At 67.0% G+C, this 19,659-nt stretch carries 16 protein-coding genes; 7 read left to right on the plus strand and 9 right to left on the minus strand.

The annotated features are described in order from the left end of the window. Positions 1-2,337, minus strand: a 2,337-nt coding sequence (locus N5C25_RS11570; RefSeq protein ID WP_279936966.1) for a ribonucleoside-diphosphate reductase subunit alpha, incomplete at its 3' end; no start/stop codon positions are given. A 431-nt stretch (positions 2,338-2,768) separates the two neighbouring features. Between N5C25_RS11570 and N5C25_RS11575 the strand changes: the two genes are divergently transcribed. Then, the gene (locus N5C25_RS11575; RefSeq protein ID WP_279936967.1) at positions 2,769-3,746 is read left to right on the plus strand and encodes a zinc-binding dehydrogenase; all 978 of its coding nucleotides are present in this window, start codon (positions 2,769-2,771) and stop codon (positions 3,744-3,746) included. A gap of 177 nt (positions 3,747-3,923) precedes the next feature. Further along, complete coding sequence (locus N5C25_RS11580; protein ID WP_279936968.1) at positions 3,924-6,605, plus strand: TonB-dependent receptor; 2,682 nt, start codon at positions 3,924-3,926, stop codon at positions 6,603-6,605. A 76-nt stretch (positions 6,606-6,681) separates the two neighbouring features. On the opposite strand, the gene betT is transcribed toward N5C25_RS11580, so the two are convergent. From betT to N5C25_RS11600, 4 genes are all read right to left on the minus strand, one after another. Beyond that, positions 6,682-8,661 carry a choline BCCT transporter BetT gene (gene betT, locus N5C25_RS11585; RefSeq protein ID WP_262213863.1) on the minus strand — a complete coding sequence of 660 codons (1,980 nt, stop codon included), beginning with the start codon at positions 8,659-8,661 and terminating at the stop codon, positions 6,682-6,684. A 195-nt stretch (positions 8,662-8,856) separates the two neighbouring features. Then, positions 8,857-9,237, minus strand: a complete 381-nt coding sequence (locus N5C25_RS11590; RefSeq protein ID WP_058982339.1) for a VOC family protein — start codon at positions 9,235-9,237, stop codon at positions 8,857-8,859. Positions 9,238-9,333: 96 nt separating this feature from the next. Further along, on the minus strand, positions 9,334-9,657 hold the full coding sequence (locus N5C25_RS11595) for an SMR family transporter (RefSeq protein WP_262213875.1): 324 nt from the start codon (positions 9,655-9,657) through the stop codon (positions 9,334-9,336). Further along, positions 9,657-10,010, minus strand: coding sequence for an SMR family transporter (locus tag N5C25_RS11600; RefSeq protein ID WP_134735563.1), 354 nt, complete (start codon positions 10,008-10,010; stop codon positions 9,657-9,659). Before N5C25_RS11600 ends, N5C25_RS11595 begins: the two co-directional genes overlap by 1 nt. A gap of 160 nt (positions 10,011-10,170) precedes the next feature. On the opposite strand from N5C25_RS11600, the gene N5C25_RS11605 reads away from it, so the two are divergent. After that, positions 10,171-11,022 (plus strand): LysR family transcriptional regulator, encoded by an 852-nt coding sequence (locus tag N5C25_RS11605; RefSeq protein WP_021204275.1) that lies wholly within the window; start codon positions 10,171-10,173, stop codon positions 11,020-11,022. 68 nt (positions 11,023-11,090) lie between these two features. Here N5C25_RS11605 and N5C25_RS11610 read toward each other — a convergent pair whose 3' ends face one another. Beyond that, a complete protein-coding gene (locus N5C25_RS11610; RefSeq protein WP_279936969.1) occupies positions 11,091-12,011 on the minus strand; it encodes a M14 family metallocarboxypeptidase in 921 nt (306 codons plus the stop codon). 131 nt (positions 12,012-12,142) lie between these two features. Here N5C25_RS11610 and N5C25_RS11615 point away from each other — a divergent pair, with 131 nt between their 5' ends. The 3 genes from N5C25_RS11615 (at position 12,143) to N5C25_RS11625 (ending at position 16,904) form a co-directional block, all read left to right on the plus strand. Beyond that, on the plus strand, positions 12,143-14,224 hold the full coding sequence (locus N5C25_RS11615; protein ID WP_279936970.1) for a TonB-dependent siderophore receptor: 2,082 nt from the start codon (positions 12,143-12,145) through the stop codon (positions 14,222-14,224). A gap of 62 nt (positions 14,225-14,286) precedes the next feature. Continuing rightward, positions 14,287-16,059 carry a chloride channel protein gene (locus tag N5C25_RS11620; protein ID WP_279936971.1) on the plus strand — a complete coding sequence of 591 codons (1,773 nt, stop codon included), beginning with the start codon at positions 14,287-14,289 and terminating at the stop codon, positions 16,057-16,059. A gap of 128 nt (positions 16,060-16,187) precedes the next feature. Further along, positions 16,188-16,904 (plus strand): MgtC/SapB family protein, encoded by a 717-nt coding sequence (locus N5C25_RS11625; RefSeq protein ID WP_005409984.1) that lies wholly within the window; start codon positions 16,188-16,190, stop codon positions 16,902-16,904. Between the two features lie 73 nt (positions 16,905-16,977). Here the strand turns inward: N5C25_RS11625 and N5C25_RS11630 are convergent, their stop codons facing one another. After that, entirely contained in the window at positions 16,978-17,385 is a 408-nt protein-coding gene (locus N5C25_RS11630; RefSeq protein ID WP_279936972.1) for a MerR family transcriptional regulator, read from the minus strand. A gap of 63 nt (positions 17,386-17,448) precedes the next feature. On the opposite strand from N5C25_RS11630, the gene N5C25_RS11635 reads away from it, so the two are divergent. After that, positions 17,449-18,276, plus strand: coding sequence for a class I SAM-dependent methyltransferase (locus N5C25_RS11635; RefSeq protein ID WP_279936973.1), 828 nt, complete (start codon positions 17,449-17,451; stop codon positions 18,274-18,276). An 80-nt stretch (positions 18,277-18,356) separates the two neighbouring features. Here the strand turns inward: N5C25_RS11635 and N5C25_RS11640 are convergent, their stop codons facing one another. Beyond that, a complete protein-coding gene (locus tag N5C25_RS11640) occupies positions 18,357-18,620 on the minus strand; it encodes a hypothetical protein (RefSeq protein WP_006450485.1) in 264 nt (87 codons plus the stop codon). A gap of 146 nt (positions 18,621-18,766) precedes the next feature. Further along, positions 18,767-19,603, minus strand: a complete 837-nt coding sequence (locus N5C25_RS11645) for an OmpA family protein (RefSeq protein WP_279936974.1) — start codon at positions 19,601-19,603, stop codon at positions 18,767-18,769. Positions 19,604-19,659: the final 56 nt, after the last annotated feature.

Below are 19,659 nucleotides of genomic sequence, written 5' to 3' on the forward strand. Positions count from 1 at the left end.
GATGTCGATGTCGTTGGAGCGCACGTAGTACGTGGTCTTCAGGCCTTCGCGCCAGGCGCTCAGGTGCAGCTCCAGCAGGGTGCTGGCGCGGATCGTGCTGGGCACGTACAGGTTGAAGCTGATCGACTGGTCGACATGGCGCTGGCGACGCGCGTTCTGGCGCACGCTGGCGAACTGGTCGACCTTGTACGCCCCCTTCTCGTAGTACGGCCAGGTTTCCAGCGACAACCCCGGCGCTGCCACCGGCCGCCGGAAGTCCTTTTTTTCCTCGTAGTAGAACGCGCTGTAGATCGGGTCGATCGATGCGGTGGAACCGGCAATCTGCGCGGTGCTCATGTTCGGCGCGACGGCCAGCAGCCAGCCGTTGCGCAGGCCGTGCGTGGCGACCTCGCAGGCCAGGCTGTCCCAGGCCGCGCCGCTGTAGCCGCGGCCACTGAAATAGCGTCCGTTGTGCCAGTCGCTGCCGGCGAACATCGGGTAGCTGCCCTTCTCCTGCGCCAGTTGCGCGCTGGCCTGGATGGTCAGGAAGTTGATGCGTTCGTAGAGATGGTCGGCCAATACTTCGGCATCCGGAGATTCCCACTGGATCGCCTGCTGCGCCAGCAGGTGGTGCCAACCGAACGTGCCCAGGCCGATGGCGCGGTACTTGCGGTTGGTGATCGTGGCCTGCGGCGCCGGCAACGCATTGAGGTCGATCACGTTGTCGAGCATGCGCACCTGGATCGGGATCAGGCGCTCCAGCACATCGGTGGCCAGCAGGTCATCCGGCGCACTGATTGCCCGGCCGAGATTGATCGAGGACAGGTTGCAGACCACGAAGTCACCGGCGCGGCGTGTGGTGACGATCTGGTCGCCGCTGACGATCTCCTGGATCATCCGCGTCGGGCTCATGTTCTGCAGGATCTCGGTGCACAGGTTGCTGGAATAGATCATGCCCGCGTGCTTGTTCGGGTTCCGGCGATTGACCTCGTCGCGGTAGAACAGGAACGGGTTGCCGGTCTCCAGCTGGCTGAGCATGATCCGCTTGAACAGATCGATGGCCTTCACCGTGCGGCGGCTGATGCGTTCATCGGCCACCAGCTCGGCATAGCGGTCGCGGAAGCTGCCCGAACCGCGCTTCTCGTCGTAGAAGTCCTGCAGGTACCAGCCCTTGGCCTGCTTCACCTCGTGTGGGTCGAACAGGTACCAGTCGGCGCGGCGCTCGACCGCTTCCATGAACAGGTCGGGCACGCAGACCGAGGTGAACACATCGTGCGCGCGCAGGCGCTGGTCGCCGTTGTTCAGGCGCAGATCCAGGAAGGCCTCGATATCGCGGTGCCAGATGTCCAGGTACACCGCCACCGCGCCCTTGCGCTGGCCAAGCTGGTCGACCGACACCGCGGTGTTGTTGAGCTGCTTGATCCACGGCACCACGCCGCCGGAGGAATTGGCCACGCCCCGTATCGGCGCGCCGCTGCTGCGCACATAGCCCAGATAGGCACCCACGCCGCCGCCGTGCTTGGACACGCGCGCGATGTCGGTATTGGAGTCATAAATGCCCTGCAGGCTGTCGTCCACCGTGTCGATGAAGCAGCTGGACAGCTGGCCGCCCACCTTGCCGGCGTTGGCCAAGGTCGGCGTAGCCACCGTCATGTACAGGTTGGACAGCGCCCAGTACGCCTCGCCGACCAGCTGCATGCGGCGTTCGCGCGGCTTTTCCTCCTGCATCAAGTACAGCGCGATGGTCAGCCAGCGCTCCTGCGGCAGTTCATAGACCTCGCGGCTGCGGTCGCTGGCCAGATAGCGCGTGGCCAGCAGGTACAGGCCGTTGTAGGCGAACAGGCGGTCGCGTTCCGGATCGATCATCTCACCGGCCTGCTGCAGCTCTTCCTTCGAATAGCAGCGCAGGATGTCGTTGCTGTAGATGCCGCGGTCAGCCAGGCTTTCCTGCAGGCCTACGTAGGAGCCGTACTTCAGGCTGACATCGTAGAAGCGGTTGCGGCTGGCACGCTTGTACAGGCGGCGCAGGTAGATGCGCGCAGCGAACTGTTCCCACTCGGGCGCGACCAGGTCCACGCGCGATTCGGCCTCTCGGATCAACAGATCGACCAGGTCATCGGCGCTGAGGCTGGGCTTGCGCTCGACCATTGCCTGCACAACGCGGCGATAGTCGCTCACATCCAGCTGCGGGAACTCGGCATGCACGGCATCGATGCTGCGCTGCAGGCGCTCGGCGTCGAACGGCAGGCGGCGGTTGCCGGCCTCCTTGGTGATCCAGGTCGGTACGCGCTCGCCACCGGCGCGCAAGGCGTCGCCAGCGCCGGCCGGATCGGCCACGCGGGAGGTACTGTCGGTCATGGTGGTGAAACTCCAGGCTCGCACGCGCATTGGCGCTCGATGCCATGGCGGCCCTGGACGCGATACCGGCGCACGGGGCGAACGGGTGGATTGCCAGGGTACGGAAACGTAGGTCGTCGGCATTTGCCTGCGCCTGCGGCCGGTATCCGGGCCGTGGGGGGCGACCTGCGTCCGCACGGTGGCGGCCGCGTCGACACGGCAAGCCTTCAGGGGCGGGCCGCGGGACGTTTGCTGCATGTCCGGCGGCGGCGGCTGACCGGGAGTGACGGCCACAACATAGTGGGGATATCCGAACTCGTCAACACAAGATGCGGTAATCAACACATGCCGCGACGATCAGTCGCAGGATGCCGTGTTGCAGCGGCGACGCCTTGTCGACATGCCCTGCGTCCCCAGTTCGGTACAACATCACTTTCTCCGGAACCTCGCTCATGCGCGCTGCCCAGTACTCCTCCTTCGGCAACCCGGCCGACGTCCTAGCCACTGCCGATGCCGCCCTGCCCGAGCCCGGCCCCGGCGAGGTGCGCATCCGCACTGTGCTGGCCTCGATCCACAATCACGACCTGCTGACCGTGCGCGGGCTGTATGGCTACAAGCCGACGCTGCCGGCGATTGGCGGCAGCGAAGCATTGGGCGTGGTCGACGCACTGGGCGACGGCGTCGACGGCCTGCAGATCGGCCAACGCGTCGCCGCCGCATCGGTGCACGGTACCTGGGCCGAAGCGTTCATTGCACCGGCACGCATGGTGATTCCGATGCCGGAGGCGATTCCGGACGAGATGGCCGCACAGTTGATCGCGATGCCGCTGAGCGCACTGATGCTGCTGGAATTCCTGCACGTCGAGCCGGGCCAGTGGATCGTGCAGAACACCGCCAACGGCGCGGTCGGCAAGTCGCTGGCGATGTTGGCGAAGGCGCGTGGCGTGCATGTGGCCAACCTGGTGCGCAATGCCGATGCGGTCGCGCAGTTGCGGGCGCTGGGCGTCGATCATGTGTTCGACACCTCGTTGGACGGATGGAAGGAACGCGTGCGCGCAGCCACTGGCGAAGCACAGGCCACGGCCGCAGTGGATTCCATCGGCGGCGACGCCAGTGGCGATCTGGTCGACCTGCTCGGCCACCACGGCACGCTGGTGTCGTTCGGGGTGATGAGTGGCGAGCCGATGCACATTCCTGCCGGCGGCCTGATCTACAAGGAGGCCACGGTGAAGGGCTTCTGGGGCAGCAAGGTCAGCCAGGCGATGGCGGTGGAGGACAAGCGCCGGCTGGTTGGCGAGTTGCTGAAGCGTGCGGCGAGCGGCGAACTGACCCTGCCGGTGGAGAAGATCTTCGCGCTGGACGACATTGCTCAGGCGGCGAAGGCCGGTGCCGGTTCGGGCCGTAACGGCAAGGTGCTGCTGCGGCCTTGATGGGCTGGCATTGCGTTCTGTAGAGCCGAGCCACGCTCGGCTGCTTCCGGTCAGTGCGCGGAGCCGAGCGTAGGCTCGGCTCTACAGCAGCGTGCGCACCAATGCTCTGCACTCCTCGCACCGTTCGTTAAGAACCTGTGATATATAACTGAATGCGCTTTCGTCATTGGAAGGCGCATGTACCTGCATGCGGTACTGACGGCTCCTCCCCCGTTCGGCGTTGTCGCTTCCATGTACCGCACCACCCTGAACCTGCTTGCCGGCGCGATCGCGCTGGGCCTCACCGTCGGCGCTGCCGGCGCCGCTGAAACCGCCGATGCCGGCAAGGACAGCACCACCCTCGGCACCGTGCTGGTGACCGGCTCCAACATCAAACGCAGCGACACCGCCGGGCCGAACCCGGTGCAGATCGTCAGCCGCGAACAGATCGAGCAGACCGGCCGCTCCACCCTCACCGACGTGCTGCGCAACCTGTCGGCCAATGCCGGCAACAGTTTCGACGAGCAGTACACCGGCAGCTTCGCCGCCGGCTCCGCCTCGATCGGCCTGCGTGGCCTGTCGCCGAAGAACACGCTGGTGCTGGTCAACGGCTACCGCGTGTCCAACTTCGGCTTCGCGCTCAATACCCAGGACACCTTCGTCGACCTCAACGCGCTGCCGATCAGCGCGGTGGAACGCATCGAAGTGCTGAAGGACGGCGCCTCGGCGGTGTATGGCTCCGACGCCATCGCCGGTGTCATCAACATCATCCTGCGCAGGAACTTCCAGGGCGTGGAAGTGGGCGGCGGTTTCGGTACCGCCACACAGGGCAGCCTGGACGAACGCAAGGCCAACCTGCTGGCCGGCTTCGGCGACCTCGAACAGCAGGGCTGGAACGTGCTGTTCGGGCTGGACCTGCTCAAGCGTGATCGCCTCGACGCCGACCAGCGCGCCTATACCCGCAGTGGCGATTTCCGCGACAAGCCCGGCGGACGCCTGGCCGGCTGGTCCACCGCCGGTGGCAATTGGCTGTCCAACCCACGCGCGCCGCAACCGTTCGCCAACTGCCCGGATGGCAGCCAACTGCGTCCCTACAGTGATTTCGGCAGCACCCTGCCCGGCCAGGCCTGCGCCTTCAATGCACAACCATTCAAGACCCTGCAGCCCGGCGCCGAGCGCCTGCAGGCCTCGTTGAGCGCGACCTACCGCTTCAATGACAGCGTGGAGGCCTTCGCCGATGTGCTGTACAGCCACAACAAGGCCGACCAGATCTTCAGCGCGCCGCTGACCGTCGGCCCCGGCCTGCGCGCCTACAACCCGGCCAGCGGCACGCTGATCGACGTGCCGGCGGTGCTGCCGGTCGGCCATCCCAACAATCCGGGCAGCACGCCGCTGCCGTTCGAGTACACCTTCTTCGATCTGGGCCCGCGCCTGAAGGACAACACGCAGGTGTTCTACCGTGCCCTGGCGGGCGTGCGCGGCAGCGGCGAACGCTGGGACTGGGAAGTGGCAGCGCTGACCTCGCAGAGTGCGCAGCGCGAGTACGTCGATAACTTCGTCAATCGCTATGCGTTCGAGCAGATCCTGCGCGATGGCAGCTACAACTTCCTCAACCCGTCCAGCACGCCGGGCGCGCTGGATGCACTGCGCCTGCAGACCAAGCGCCCGGGCTGGTACAGGCTGCACTCCTTGAACGTGAAGGCCTCGACCTCGCTGTGGGAGCTGCCGGCCGGTGCGGTCGGCTTCGCCTGGGGCGCCGAGTTCCGCAAGGAGTCGCTGGATGCGCGTACCAGTGCACAGGTGCTGTCGGGCACCGAACTGCGCCCGGCGATCAACGTGGTCAACGGCGAACGCCAGGTCAGCGCCGCCTATGCCGAACTGAGCGTACCTCTGCACCGCACGCTGGAACTGCAGGTGGCCGGCCGTGGGGACCACTACAACGACTTCGGCAAAGCGTTCTCGCCGAAGGTGGCGCTGCGATGGCAGCCGTTGGACAGCCTGCTGCTGCGTGGCTCGTTCTCGCGCGGGTTCCGCGCGCCCTCGTTGCCGGAGATCGCGCCCGGCCAGACCGTCAGCTACGGCTCGGTGATCGATTCACTGGATCCGCTGCAGCCCGGCGGCAGCCGTGGTGTGACCAACATCCGCACCGGCAATCCGGACCTGAAGGCAGAACGCTCGCGCAACTTCAACCTGGGTGCGGTGTGGTCGCCGGATGGCGATACCAGCATCGGCCTGGACTGGTACCGCATCGAGCAGGACAACCTGGTCAAGCCGGACAGCGCGCAGTTCATCGTCGACAACCCGACCCTGTTCCCGGGCCGCGTGCAACGTGATGCGCAGGGACGCATCCAGTTCATCACCAACCAGTACGCCAACCAAGGGGAGTTGACCACTTCGGGGCTGGATCTGGACGCCAGCCGCACCTTCCGTACCGACGGCTGGGGCAACTTCACCGTGGCCGGCAGCTGGACCCACCTGCTCAGCTTCAAGCAGCCGCTGGTGGCCGGCCAGTCGCCCTATGACGGGGCCGGCAACAACCGCCACGGCGCGCTGCCGCGCACCCGCGGCACCACGTCGCTGAACTGGGCGGTCGGTGACTGGAGCAGCACGCTGAGCCTGCAGTACGTGAGCGGCTACGACCAGCGCGTGGCGACGGCGACCAGCAACCCGGGCCTGAGCGACCGCGTCAAGCCGTACCACCAGCTGGACCTGTACGTGGCGTACGAAGGCATTGCCAACACCACGCTGTCGCTGTCGGTGCTGAACCTGACCGACAAGGACCCGCCGTTCGACCCGGCCGGTGGCTCCAACGGCTTCGACATCAGCCAGTACAACCTGCGCGGGCAGTTCGTCTCGCTGGGCGCTCGTTACCGGTTCTGATGCACCAACGGGGCGGCGGTGATGCGCCGCCCCGTTCGCGTTGCCGGCCAGCGGCCGGCACTACCATCAATGTGCATCACCGGCTCAGGTGCAGGAACTGCAGGTGACGTTCGTACTGGCTGATGATGTCGTTGATGATCTGCTTGCGGCTGTAGCCCACCAGGTCGTAATCCTGGCTGCCTTCGAACAGGTGCACCTCGGCGCGGTAGTAACGCTGGTTGCGCAGCTGCTGCGCGGCGAACGACGGGGTCAGGTAGCCACTCAGGATCACCCGGTACAGGAAGTCCTGCTGCTCGCCGTGGTTCACCGTCAACTCCATGTCGCCGGCCTCGAAGCGGGTGGATACATCCCAACCCTGCCCGCGCAGCTGCTCGGCCACCGCCTCCATCGCCGGCTTCACCGTGTCATCCATGAAGCGGTAGACCTGGTCGCGCACCGGGAAATGCATGGCCTGGCTCAGGCGCTGGCGCCAGCCCTGATGATGGCGATCGTCTCCGATCAACGGCGACGGCCGGTACTGCAGCGCGCGCTTGCGGTGCGCCTCGTCACTGAACGCGCGGGTCAGACCCCACATCATCAGCAACAGGATCGCCGAGAACGGCAACGACGCCAGCACCACCGCCGATTTCAATGCATCGATGCTGCCGGCCAGCAACAACCCTGCGGTCAGCACCGCGATCACTGTGCCCCAGAACACGCGCAGCCAGCGTGGACCATCGTCTTCGGATGATCCACCATGCGACGACAACGTGGACAACACCACCGCACCCGAATCAGCCGACGTCACGAAGAAGATGAAGCTGACCAACACTGTCACCGCGATCACCGTGCGGCTCCAAGGGTAGCCATCCAGCAGTGCATAAAGCACTGTTGGCGGGTCATCCACCGCCAGCTGCGCCAGTTGCTGCTGCCCGTGGTGCAGCACCTGGTCCAGCGCGCTGTTGCCGAAGATCGACAGCCACGCCAAGGTGAAGCCGAGCGGGATCAGCAGCACGCCGAACACGAATTCGCGGATGGTGCGGCCGCGTGAGATACGTGCGATGAACAAGCCCACGAACGGTGCCCAGCCGATCCACCACGCCCAGTAGAACACCGTCCAGCCACCCAGCCATTCGGGGCGCCCGCCATAGGCATACACATCGAAACTCTTGCCGACCACGCTGCCCAGGTAGTCGCCCAGGTTCTGCATCAAGGTGCTGAACAGGTACTGCGTCGGCCCAGCAAACAGCATGAACAGCACCAGCGCGATCGCCAGCAGCATGTTGATGTTGGCCATCCAGCGCACGCCTTTCTCGACGCCGGACACGGCCACGGCCACCGCCGCGCCCATCATGCTGACCACCAGGATGATCTGCACCAGGTTGGAGTGCGGAATGTCGAACAGGTGCGAGAGGCCGGCATTGAGGTGCAGCACGCCGAAGCCCATGTCGGCACCGATGCCGAATACGGTGGCGACGATGCCCAGCGCATCTACGGTGTAGCCGATCGGGCCGTTGATGCGCTTGCCAATCAGCGGGTACAGCGCCGAGCGCAGCGCCAGCGGCAGGTTGTGGCGGTAGGCAAAGTAGGCCATCGCCATCGCCGCCAGCGCGAACACACCCCAGCCATGCAGGCCCCAATGCAGGAACAGCAGCTGCATGGCCTGGCGCGCACCGGCCTCGCCCGCGGCCGGATCGCCCTGCGGCGGCTGCAGGTAGTGGGTCAGCGGTTCGGAAACGCAGAAGAAGAACAGCGTGATGCTGATGCCCGCCGCGAACAGCATGCCGGCCCAGGAGAGGTAACTGAACTCCGGTTCGTCATGGTCGGCACCGAGCTTGATGCCACCGTACTTGGACAGCGCCACGCCGACCACGAACACCAGGTACAGGGTCATCGCCAGCAGGTAGTACCAGCCGACGTTGAGTGCGGCCCAGTCCTGTGCCTTCAGCAGAAGGCGGCCTGCCCCCAGCGGGAACAGGCTGACGAACAGCGCGAACGCCACGACAACGATCGCCGCGAAGGCGAACACAGGCCGAAGGGTGCGCACCGGGGATTGTTGCGGCTCCAGTACATCCATGGGGCGGCGTTCTCCGGTAGATCAAAGGGTTAGCCGACCGATTCTGGCTGAACCGCAGTGGACAGAGCATGAAGTTGCGGCCTGTGGTCACAGGCCCGGCCCACCATTCCGTGTTATCACGCGCGCGCCGGAGCGTGCCTGCGAGCGCAGCCGCGCGCGGACCGCGTGCATCGCGGCCACGCGCGTCCTGTCCAATCACGACATCACATGCACCGCACACAGCTTGTTGCCATCCGGGTCACGCAGATAGGCCAGGAACACCTGCCTACCGGACATGTTGCGGACGCCGGGGGGATCTTCGATGGCGGTACCACCGTGAGCCACGCCAGCTTCCTGCCAGGCACGCACGGCCTCTGCACTGCCCAGACTGAAACCGATGGTGCCACCGTTGGCATGGCACGCTGGCTGCCCATCGATCGGCGCGGTTACACCGAACATCCGCCCATCCTTGAAGTACAGCAGCCGTCCTTTCTCGTCGAATACGCCCGCACGTGCCCCCATCGCGGCGAACAGGGCGTCGTAGAAGCGACGCGCGGCCTCCATGTCGTTCGTTCCTACGGTGATGTGGCTGAACATGCGGGCACTCCATGTGGAAAACCGCAGTGTCGATGAGCAGGGGCGACTTCGCAAATCGCTGCACAATCGCCGCCCAGCTCGCGACAAGGCGTGCTGCTACTTGGCGGTGCTGAGCAGCAGTACCGCCGCCGTGACCAGGGCGATGCCAACCCAGCCGATCGGCCGCAGGCGGTTGCCGAACAAAAGGCGGCCGCAGCTGGCGGTGCCGATCACGCCGATCGCTCCCCACATCGCATAGGCCGTGGCCAGATCCATGTAGCGTACGGCCTGGCCCAGCAGGGCGAAGGCGATCCAGACCATGACGATCGCGCCGACACCCCAGCGCCAGCGGCGGAAGCCTTCCGACTTGGCCACCATCATGTTGGCGGCGACGTCGATCAGCGCCGAGCAGATCACGAAAAACAGGGCCAGGGTACTCATCAGTGCGCCTCCCCGAGGGTGACGCAGACGATGCCGGCCACGGCCAGCATCAGGCCGGCCAGCTGCTGCAGCGACAGGCTCTCGCCGAACACAGTGAGGCCGACCACGGTCAGCAGGGTCAGGCCAAGGCCTTCCCACACCGCGTAGGCCACGCCCACGGCAATGCGGCGCACCGACTGCGCCAGGAAGAAGTAGGACAGCGCCAGCGCACCGGCCATGATCAGATAACCGGTCCAGCCGCCATCGCGGGCGGCGTGCGCCATGAACGAGGTGCCGACCACTTCGGCGACGATCGCCACGGTCAGGCAGGCCCAGGCGACCAGCGCGCCACGGGCGGGAACAGTACGAGACATGTGAAGCTCCTTGCAGGGCGGGGACCGCGCCGCCTCTTCAATGGGTCCACGGCATGCGTGGAGGGTCCGGAACGCCCCGCAGACAGGGGCGACGGCGGCGAGTATCATCGCCTTTTACGGTGGTATCAAAATGGATCCCATCGACAGGAGCGATGGATCAATGCCCTATTCCCCCGAATCCCTGCAGGCCTTCGTGGAAGCCGCCGCGCTGGGCTCGTTCTCGGCGGCGGCGCGCCGCCTGCGCAAGACCCAGTCAACGGTCAGTACCGCCATTGCCCACCTGGAGGCGGACTTGGGCGTCAGCCTGTTCGACCGCAGTGGACGCTACCCGCAGCTGACCGAAGCCGGGCGCCAGGTGCTCGCCCATGCCCAGGAAATCCTCGCCGCCGATACCCGCCTGCAGCAGTTGAGCGTGCGGCTGGCCGCCCCGGTCGAAGCGCGGCTGACCGTGGTGTTCTCCGACGTGTATCAGCTCGATCCGGAGCAGCGCGTGTTGCAGCGCTTTGCCGAAGCGTTCCCCGAGATCGAACTGGAATGGCTGGATGCCGAAGGCGAAGACGTGCTGGAACTGGTCGGCAGTGGTCGCGCCGCGCTGGGCCTGCTGCCGCGCCAGGAAAGCTACCCGGATGGTCTGGTGGCACGGCCGTTGGCCCATCACAGCGAACTGTCGGTGTACGTAGCACGCGACCATGCCCTGGCCGACGCCGGCCGTCGCGCAGCTTCCCAGCTGGCACGGTACCGGCAGGTGCGATTGAGCGCGGAGGTCGACCATGCGCGGGCGGTTACCGGGCTGGCGTGGACCGCCACCGACTACCTGATGGTGATGGAGATGGCCGAGGATGGCATAGGCTGGGCCGAGCTGCCCCGCGCATTGGTGCAGCGCTACGACCGCGGGCAACTGGTGGAACTGACCCTGCCCGGGTGGCCGCGGCGCATCCACAGCGACCTGCTGTGGCGCCGCGACACGCCGCCGGGGCCAGCGGCGCTGTGGTGGGCCGACGCGTTGGGGTGAGGTAGCGCCGGCCGCTGGCCGGCAATCCTGTTGTCGCGTGGTTGCCGGCCAGCGGCCGGCACTACCGGTCAACGATGGGCGAGCGCGTAATCCAGCGCCGCGCACACCGCCGCCACCTGTGCGTCGTTGCACTGCTGCGGGGTCGCCCGTGGGCTGTCCGGGTAGACCTCGGTGGTGGTGGTGAACTTCGCACCGGTGATGCCCGCGCACAGTCCGAGCTTCACCAGCGGATACTCGATCACGCCCTGGGCCACCACCGGCGAACCGATGATCTCGCCTTTGTCATCGGCGGGGGCGATATGGGTGACCTTCTCCACGGCGGCGATGACCGCCTGCTGGAAGGCCGGCTGCGGGTTCTCGCTGTCGTCCACCAGATAGAAACCATCGGGAATCAGACCCGGCTCGAACGGCTTGCCGTCACGCGCCGCCAGCGCCGGGCGGAACTCGCTCTCGTCGCTGTCTGTGGTTTCGTGCAGGTCGATGTGCAGCACGAACTGGCCCTTGTACGGCGCGATCAGTTCGATGACAGCGGTCGATTCGCGGGCCGGGCCGTCGGCGCGGAAGTTGCGGTTCGGATCGATCGCATCGAAATTCCAGCGGTTGATGCGCTCGAAGCCCCACGGATTCACGCACGGTGCCACCAGCAGATTGGCCTTGCCGGCGTAGTCGGCGGCGTGCTTTTCGAGGAATTCCAGCGCGCCCATCACGCCGCTGGTCTCATAACCGTGCACGCCACCGGTAACCAGGGCAGCCGGCAGCGCCGGGTTCCAATCGCGGCTGCGCAGGGCGAACAGAGTGTAGGTCTCGCCAGCGTAGTCGAGCTGGCCATAGGCCACCTTGTCGAAGCGCGAAGCCAGCGCCTCGATGCGGGGCAGCACCTCCTCGTCATAGCGACGCAGGCGCTGCTGGCGGCCACGCCACACCTCCCTTTCCGCCGCTCCCCACGGCTGGCCAGGGGTTCCGACGGGGTGGAAAGCGGCTTGGGACATGGCAGATCTCAGCGAGTCAGTAAGCAATCGCCCACTCTATCACCGGGGCATCGGCATGAACCGGAGGCGCATTCCAATAGCGAATGGAATCAGCAATAATTCTCATTTACTACCTTCCACAGCCTGCACCGATGCCCATCCTCGCCCTGCAACCGGCCCGCCTGCCGCTGGCCGCCGCCCTCGCCCTGTGCCTGCTCCCTACCACCCGTGCCTTCGCCCAGGACGGCGCCACCACGCTGGACAGCATCCAGGTTTCCGGCAGCTGGCTGGGCACCGGCCTGCACGACAGCGTCAAGCGCTTTGCCGGTGCACGCACCGTGGTCGACCGCCAGCGCATCGAGGCCAGCGGCGCGGCCAGCATCGGCGATGCCATGCGCCGCATCCCCGGCGTGCAGGTCACCGACAACTCCGGCACGGCCGGCAGCTCGGTCTCGCTCAACATCGGCGTGCGCGGACTGACCGGGCGCTACTCGCCGCGCTCGACCGTACTGCTGGACGGCGTTCCGCTGGCGGTGGCGCCGTATGGCCAGCCACAGCTGTCGTTCGCACCGACCAGCCTGTCCAACATCGAATCGATCGACGTGGTGCGCGGCGGCGGCGCGGTGCGCTACGGCCCACAGAACGTGGGCGGCATCATCAACTTCAGCACCCGCGCCATTCCCACCGAGGCCGGCCTGCACGGCGAAGCGGGCGCGCGCTACACCGCCTACGACCATGGCGGCGGTGACAGCACCCAGTACAACGCCTTCCTCGGCGGCACCGGCGGCAACGGCCTCGGCGCGGCCCTGCTGTACTCCGGCCAGGACGGGCGTGGCTGGCGCCAGGGCAGCGATGACCGCTTCAACGACCTCGCGCTGAAGTTCGCTTACGCGATCGACGAACAGCAGGAGCTGCGCGCCAAGCTGTCCTACTACGACGTGCGTTCACTGACCCCGGGCGGCCTGACCCGTGCGCAGTACGAGGCCGATCCGTTCCAGAACACCCGGCCGACCGATTTCTGGAAGGGCCATCGCACCGGCATCGACCTGGGCTACACCAACACCCTGTCGGCCAACAGCGAGTTCGAGGTACTGGCCTATTACAACGAGAGCACCCGCGCCAGCTCTCTGATCAACGCCGCCAACACCCAGCTGACCGTGCAGCCGCGTGACTACCGCGTGCTCGGCATCGAGCCGCGCTATACCCAGCGCCTGCATTGGGGCAGCACGGTGCACGACATCACCGCCGGCTACCGTTTCCTGCGCGAACGTGGCAACGACCGCAGCTACACCGTCACCCGCCGCACCGGCGTGGCCAGCGCCACCAACCGCTTCGACAACGCCACCGACGCCCACGCGTTCTACATCGACGATCGCATTGCGATCGGCCAGTGGCGGATCACCCCGGGCGTGCGCATGGAATGGATCGACATGGACCGCCGCCAGGCCGGTGGCACGGCGACCTTCCGCAGCCGCAACGACAAGGCCCTGCCCTCGCTCAACATCGCCTACCTGCTGGCGCCGCAGCTGACCGTGTTCGGCAACTACACCACCTCGTTCGGGCCGGTGCAGAACATCCAGCTCAACTCGCAGACCGCCCGCAATCCGCTGAACCCGGAAGTGGCAAAGACCGCCGAGCTGGGCGCGCGCTGGCAGGACGGCGCACTGCGTGCGGAAGTAACCGTGTTCAAGATGCGCTTCGACAACCAGATCCTGCAGGTGCCGGGGATCACCCCGCCGACCTTCCAGAACATCGGCGCCACCGACCACAAGGGCGTGGAGAGCGCGCTGGAGTACCACTTCAGCGAAGACAGCGCACTGGCCGGGTTGGAACTGTACGCCAACTACACCTGGACCCAGGCGATCCAGCAGTCCGGCGAGAACCGTGGCCTGGACGTGCCGTTCTACTCGCGCGACACCGACAGCGTCGGCGCCCGCTACGCGCTGGCCGACTGGACCTTCAATGTCTCCAGCACCCACCAGAGCGGCCAGTTCTCCGATGCCGCCAACACCTGGGAAGAAACCGCCGATGCGCGCGTGGGCCGCGTGCCGGGCGTGCGCCTGTGGAACGCGCAGGTGGCCTGGCAGGTGCCGGGCCTGGGTGACAGCGAGATTGCGCTGGGCGTGAACAACCTGGCCGACAAGCGCTGGTACACCCGCAACGTCGATGGCAACGCCGGCCGCATGGTGGCCGCGCCGCGCACCTTCTACATGCAGGGCCGCTACCGCTTCTGACGCGGTAACCGCCCGATGCAGTGACGGCGGCGACCACGGTGGCGGCGTATCATGCCGCCACCATGTCACTGCCTGTTTCGCCATCGCGCCTGCATCTGGCCTTCCAGGGCCTGCGCCTGCGCCTGCGCGGCAGCGACCTGTGGTTCATCGCGCTTGCCCTGCTGGTCGGCCTGATCGCCGGCTACCTGACCCTGCTGCAGTCCGGCATCGCACGCTGGCTGCAGGGCACCCTGTACGGGCTGGACGACGGCATGCGCCTGAGCTCCCTGCCCTCGCTGACCTGGACCGCATTGCTGGTGCTGCCGCTGGGTGGCCTGCTGGTCGGCCTGGTCAGCCTGGCCGCGACCCGGCTCAAGCGGCCCCTGCTCGATGCGGTCGAAGCCAATGCCCTGCATGGCGGGCGCATGTCGATGCGCGACAACCTGATCGTGCTGACCCAGACCCTGCTGTCCAATGGCTGCGGCGCATCTGTGGGGCTGGAGGCGTCGTACACGCAGATGGGCGCCGGCAGCGGTTCGCAGCTTGGCCGGGTGATGCGCCTGCGCCGCAACGATGTACGCATCCTGGTCGGCGCCGGCGCTGCCGGTGCCATTGCTGCCGCCTTCGGTGCGCCGCTGGCCGGTGCGTTCTATGCCTTCGAGATCGTCATCGGCGCCTACACGCCGGCCGCACTGGCGCCGGTGGCCGTGGCCGCACTGGCCGGTGCGTTCGTGGCCGATCAGGCCGGCATCGAGGCTTACCTGCTGCCCGCCGCTTCGACCATAGACGTACGCGCCGCCGACTACGCCATTTACGGCCTGCTGGGCTGCTGCTGCGCGATGGTCGGCATTGTCATCATGCGCCTGATCGCGTCCATTGAGGGGAGGGTCAAGCGCAGCCCGTTGCCGCTGTGGGGCCGCCCGGTGGTGGGTGGCCTGCTGCTGATCCCGCTCGCCCTGGCCAGTCCGCAGGTGCTGTCGTCCGGCCATGGCGCGCTGCACCTGGACCTGACCACGCACCTGCCGCTGATCTGGATCGGCGGCCTGCTGACCCTGAAGTGCCTGGCCTCGGGCATCTCGCTGGGCTTCGGCTTCCGTGGCGGCCTGTTCTTCGCCTCGCTGTTCATGGGCACCCTGGTCGGCGCGCTGTTCGCCGGACTGCTGGGCATGGCCACCGGCGTTCCGGTGATCGACGCCACCTCGGCCGCGCTGGCCGGCATGGCCGCGCTAGCTGCTGCCGTCGTTGGCGCGCCGATGACCATGGCCATGCTGGTGCTGGAAGGCACGCACGATTTCCTGCTGACCAGCGTGGTGATGAGCGCGGTACTGGTGTCCAGCACGCTGGTGCGGCAGTGGTTCGGCTACTCGTTCTCGACCTGGCGCATGCACCTGCGCGGCGAGACCATCAAGAGCGCCCGCGACGTGGGCTGGGTGCAGAACCTCAACGCCGGCCGGCTGATGCGCAAGGGCGTGGCCACTACTCCGGCCGATCTCGATGCCGCCGCGTTCCGCCAGCGCTTCCCGCTTGGCTCGGGCAGCCGGGTGATCCTGATCGACAGCGAAGGCCATTACGCAGGCATCGTGCAGATTCCGCGCGTCTACGGCGACGGCGTGAAGCCGGAGACCATGATCGGCGAGCTGGCCGAGAACCGTGACGTGTCACTGTCACCGGCCGCGGACGTGGTCAGCGTGATGCAGCGCTTCGACCAGACCCAGGCCGATGAACTGGCGGTGGTCGGCGCCGACGGCCAGGTCCTGGGCGTGGTCTCTGAAGCCTTCGTCCGCAAGCGCTACGCCGAGGAACTGGACAAGCGCCAGCGCGAACTGATGGGCGAGCGCGTCGAGGACACCGACTGACCCCGCAAAAAGGGGACGGAGGGGATTAAGTCGTTTCTGGCACGCTAACTAACCACGCGTGGCGTGGACCGCTGGAAATCCACGCATGGCGTGGATCTACTGTCACCTCAACCGGGTAGACTCCGGCCATGCGCTTCATTGAGACCTTCCAGGCCGGTCCCTTCGCCGACACCGTGGTCAGCCTGCTGGCCGCCTTCGTGCTGGGCACGCTGATCGGCGCCGAGCGCCAGTACCGGCAACGCACGGCCGGCCTGCGCACGAATGTGCTGGTGGCAGTTGGCGCCGCTGCCTTCGTCGACCTGGGCATGCGCATCGCCGGCAGCGCCGAGGCGGTGCGGGTGATCTCCTACGTCGTCTCCGGGGTCGGCTTCCTCGGCGCCGGCGTGATCATGAAGGAAGGCATGAACGTGCGCGGCCTGAACACCGCCGCCACCCTGTGGTGCTCGGCGGCGGTGGGCAGCTGCACCGGCGCGGACATGCTGGCCGAAGGTGTGCTGCTGACCGTGCTGATCATCGCCGGCAACACGCTGCTGCGGCCGCTGGTGAATGCGATCAACCGCATCCCGATCAACGAAGCCGCCACGGAAGCCACCTACGAGGTGCGCCTGAGCGTGGATGCCGAAGCCGTACCACGGGTGCGTGAGCGGTTGGTCGATGCGCTGGAAGCAGCGCAGTACCCGGTCGGCGATGTGCAGGTGGTCGAACATGCCGATGCACCAACCGATGTGATCGCGGTGCTGGTCAGTACTGCCGTGAGTGCCGATGAGCTGGACGTGGTGCTGGCACGGATGGAGCACGTGCCGGGGGTGCTGCATGCCACGTGGGAAGTCAGCACCCGCGATTGATTCATCCACGCAGGGCGTGGATCTGCCGAGGTCGTGGTGAAGTAGATTCACGCCATGCATGGATACGCTTCTCTCACCCACCCGCCATGCGCTGCTGTGCCCGCAGCAGCTTCCGGAACGAGCCGCACTTCCGGGCATCCTCTGCCTGCGGGCAGGCCGCCGCACGTTGCAGGTGCCGGCGTACCCGTTGCAGCTGGATGATCTGCCGCTGCAGCACATCAGCCTGCGCCAGCAGGGCCTCACGATCCAGCGTAAGGCATCCGCGCTGCGGCGGCAGCGATGCGCCGATCTGCTGCAGCGACAGCCCGGCCGCCTGGGCCAGGCCGATCAGTGCCAGCCGTTCCAGCACATGCTCGTCGTACTGCCGGTGCAGGCCGCGACGGCCCAGTGCCTGCAGCAGCCCAAGTTGTTCGTAGTAGCGCAGGGTCGAGGCCGGCACGCCGCTGCGCTTGACCACCTCGCCAATATCCAGTTCGCGCACGGGCTTGACCTCAAGTGACCTTCAAGCGCCAACCTATGGGCGACTTCCCCGCAAGGCAAGACCATGACCAGTACATCCCCCGTTGATCAGAACGCGCTGTGGAACGGCCCCGGCGGTCAGATCTGGGTTGCGCAGCAGGCCATCCTCGACGGCCTGTTCCAACCCCTGGCCGACCTGCTGGTCGACGAACTGCCCGACACCGTCACGCAACTGCTGGATGTAGGCTGCGGGACCGGTGCCAGCCTGCTGGCATCAGCCGCAGCACGCCCGTCGGCGCACTGCACCGGCCTGGACATCTCCGCGCCGATGCTGGCGCTGGCCCGTCAACGCGCCGAGGCGGCAGGACTGGACGCAGACTTCATCGTCGCCGACGCACAGCAGCATCCGCTGCCCACCGCGCACTTCGACTGGATCCAATCGCGGCTGGGTGTGATGTTCTTCGAAGACAGCCAGGCCGCCTTCGCCAACCTGCACCGTGCCGCGCGACCGGGTGCCGGCCTGCGTTTCATCGCCTGGCGCAGCGCAGCGGAGAACCCGTTCATGACAACGGCCGAGCGCGCCATCGGCGACGCACTGGATCTTCCGCCCCGCGCGCCCGGCGCACCGGGCCAGTTCGCCTTTGCCGATGGCGAGCGCGTGCAGCACCTGCTGCAGGCCGCCGGCTGGAATGACGTGGAGGTTGTTGCGGTAGACCTGCCCTGCTCGCTCGCCCGCGAAGACCTGCCGACCTATGTCGGCCAGCTGGGCCCGTTGGGCCTGGCGCTGCGCAATCTGCCCGAAGACCGGGCCACCTCGCTCCGGAACAAGGCGGTAGCGGCATTCACCCCGTTCGTCGAAGGCGACCGCGTACGCGTGGATGCCGCCTGCTGGCTGGTCCGCGCCCGCGCCTAGGAAAAGGGGACGGAGGGGATTAAGTCGCTCTTGCCCCGAGTGTGCCGGGAACGACTTAATCCCCTCCGTCCCCTTTTTCCCTACAGCGCCTCGCCGGCGTCGGCCAGACGAGATTCGATCAACGCATACCACTGCTGCAGCACGTCGATCAGCATGTCCAGCTCCGCATCGGTACGCTGCGCGCGGCCGCTGCGCAGGCAGGCCTGGGCCTCCTGCAGCTGGGCAAGGAACCCGGCCACGGTATCGGCCTGCAGGATCAGGCCTGGCAGGCGCCGCCCGGGAATGCGTACCACGGCATGGTTGCCGAGCTGGCCGTACACGCTGAGTGTGGTTTCCGTCTTCATGGAAAGAGGCAGGAATTGAGCGTTCATCGCGTGCACCGTTAGAAAACCTGAGCCGCAGGCAGGCGTGGACGACGGGGGAGACGTTGCCACGCCTGCCGGCGGTCAGGGGGGACTCGGGATCGGGGCCTGGCCCCGGTGAGGGGATTTCAGCGCGGCTGTGCCACTCCGGCGATCTGCACGCGACGGTTTGGCGCCAGGCAGGCGATCAGCTCGCGCCGATTGCGCTGCTCGCACTGCACGATCGGCTCGGCCGCGCCGCGTCCTTCGGCGCTGATGCTGGCTGCAGGCACGCCGCCCTGCACCAGCGCGCTGCGCACGGCCTCGGCGCGGCGCTGCGACAGGGTCTGGTTGTAGCTGGCACTGCCGATACGGTCGGTGTAGCCGGTCACCCGGATCGACTGCACCTGTGCGGCTTCACGCACCTGCGCCAGGATGCCCTGCACCGCCTGCTGGCCCTCGGCGCTGAGTACCGCGCTGTCGAATCCGAACAGCGCGTCGGCCGACAGCCGCAGGGGTTGCTCCGGCAGCGGTGCCGGTGCAGGCGGCGCCGGTGGCCGTGGCGGTTCGATCACCGCCGCGCACGATTCCGGCTTCCAGTAGCCCGCCTGGGCGATGCCCTTGCTGTCGAAGCGCACCTGGAACTGGCACGTGAAATACTCCGCGCCCTGCGCGGTGCGGAAGTTGAACAGGTAGTTCCACTCGCGCACGCCCCACATGCCTTCATTGAAATGCGGCGTGCCCAGCAGCGTGTACAACTGCCGCTTGCTCATGCCCGGCGCGAAGCGGCGCAGGTCGGCGACGTCCGGATAGATGCCTTCCTTCAACGAGGCCCTGGAGGCCTCCGGGAACTGCACGGCGGTGGCTTCGGCAGGACCGTCGGTGGCTGGCGCATGGCTGCGGCAGGCGGCCAGCAGGCCCATCCCCAGGATCAGGCCCAGCGTAGCGGCCATCTGGCCGGTGCGGGCGATGCGATGCTGTTTCATGTCATTCCCCCCTTTGGACGTTTCCGCGATGCCGGGCCGCGCGTGCGGCCCGGCCG

Source organism: Stenotrophomonas sp. GD03958, from assembly GCF_029839005.1.
In the GTDB taxonomy this organism is placed as follows: Bacteria; Pseudomonadota; Gammaproteobacteria; order Xanthomonadales; family Xanthomonadaceae; genus Stenotrophomonas; species Stenotrophomonas hibiscicola.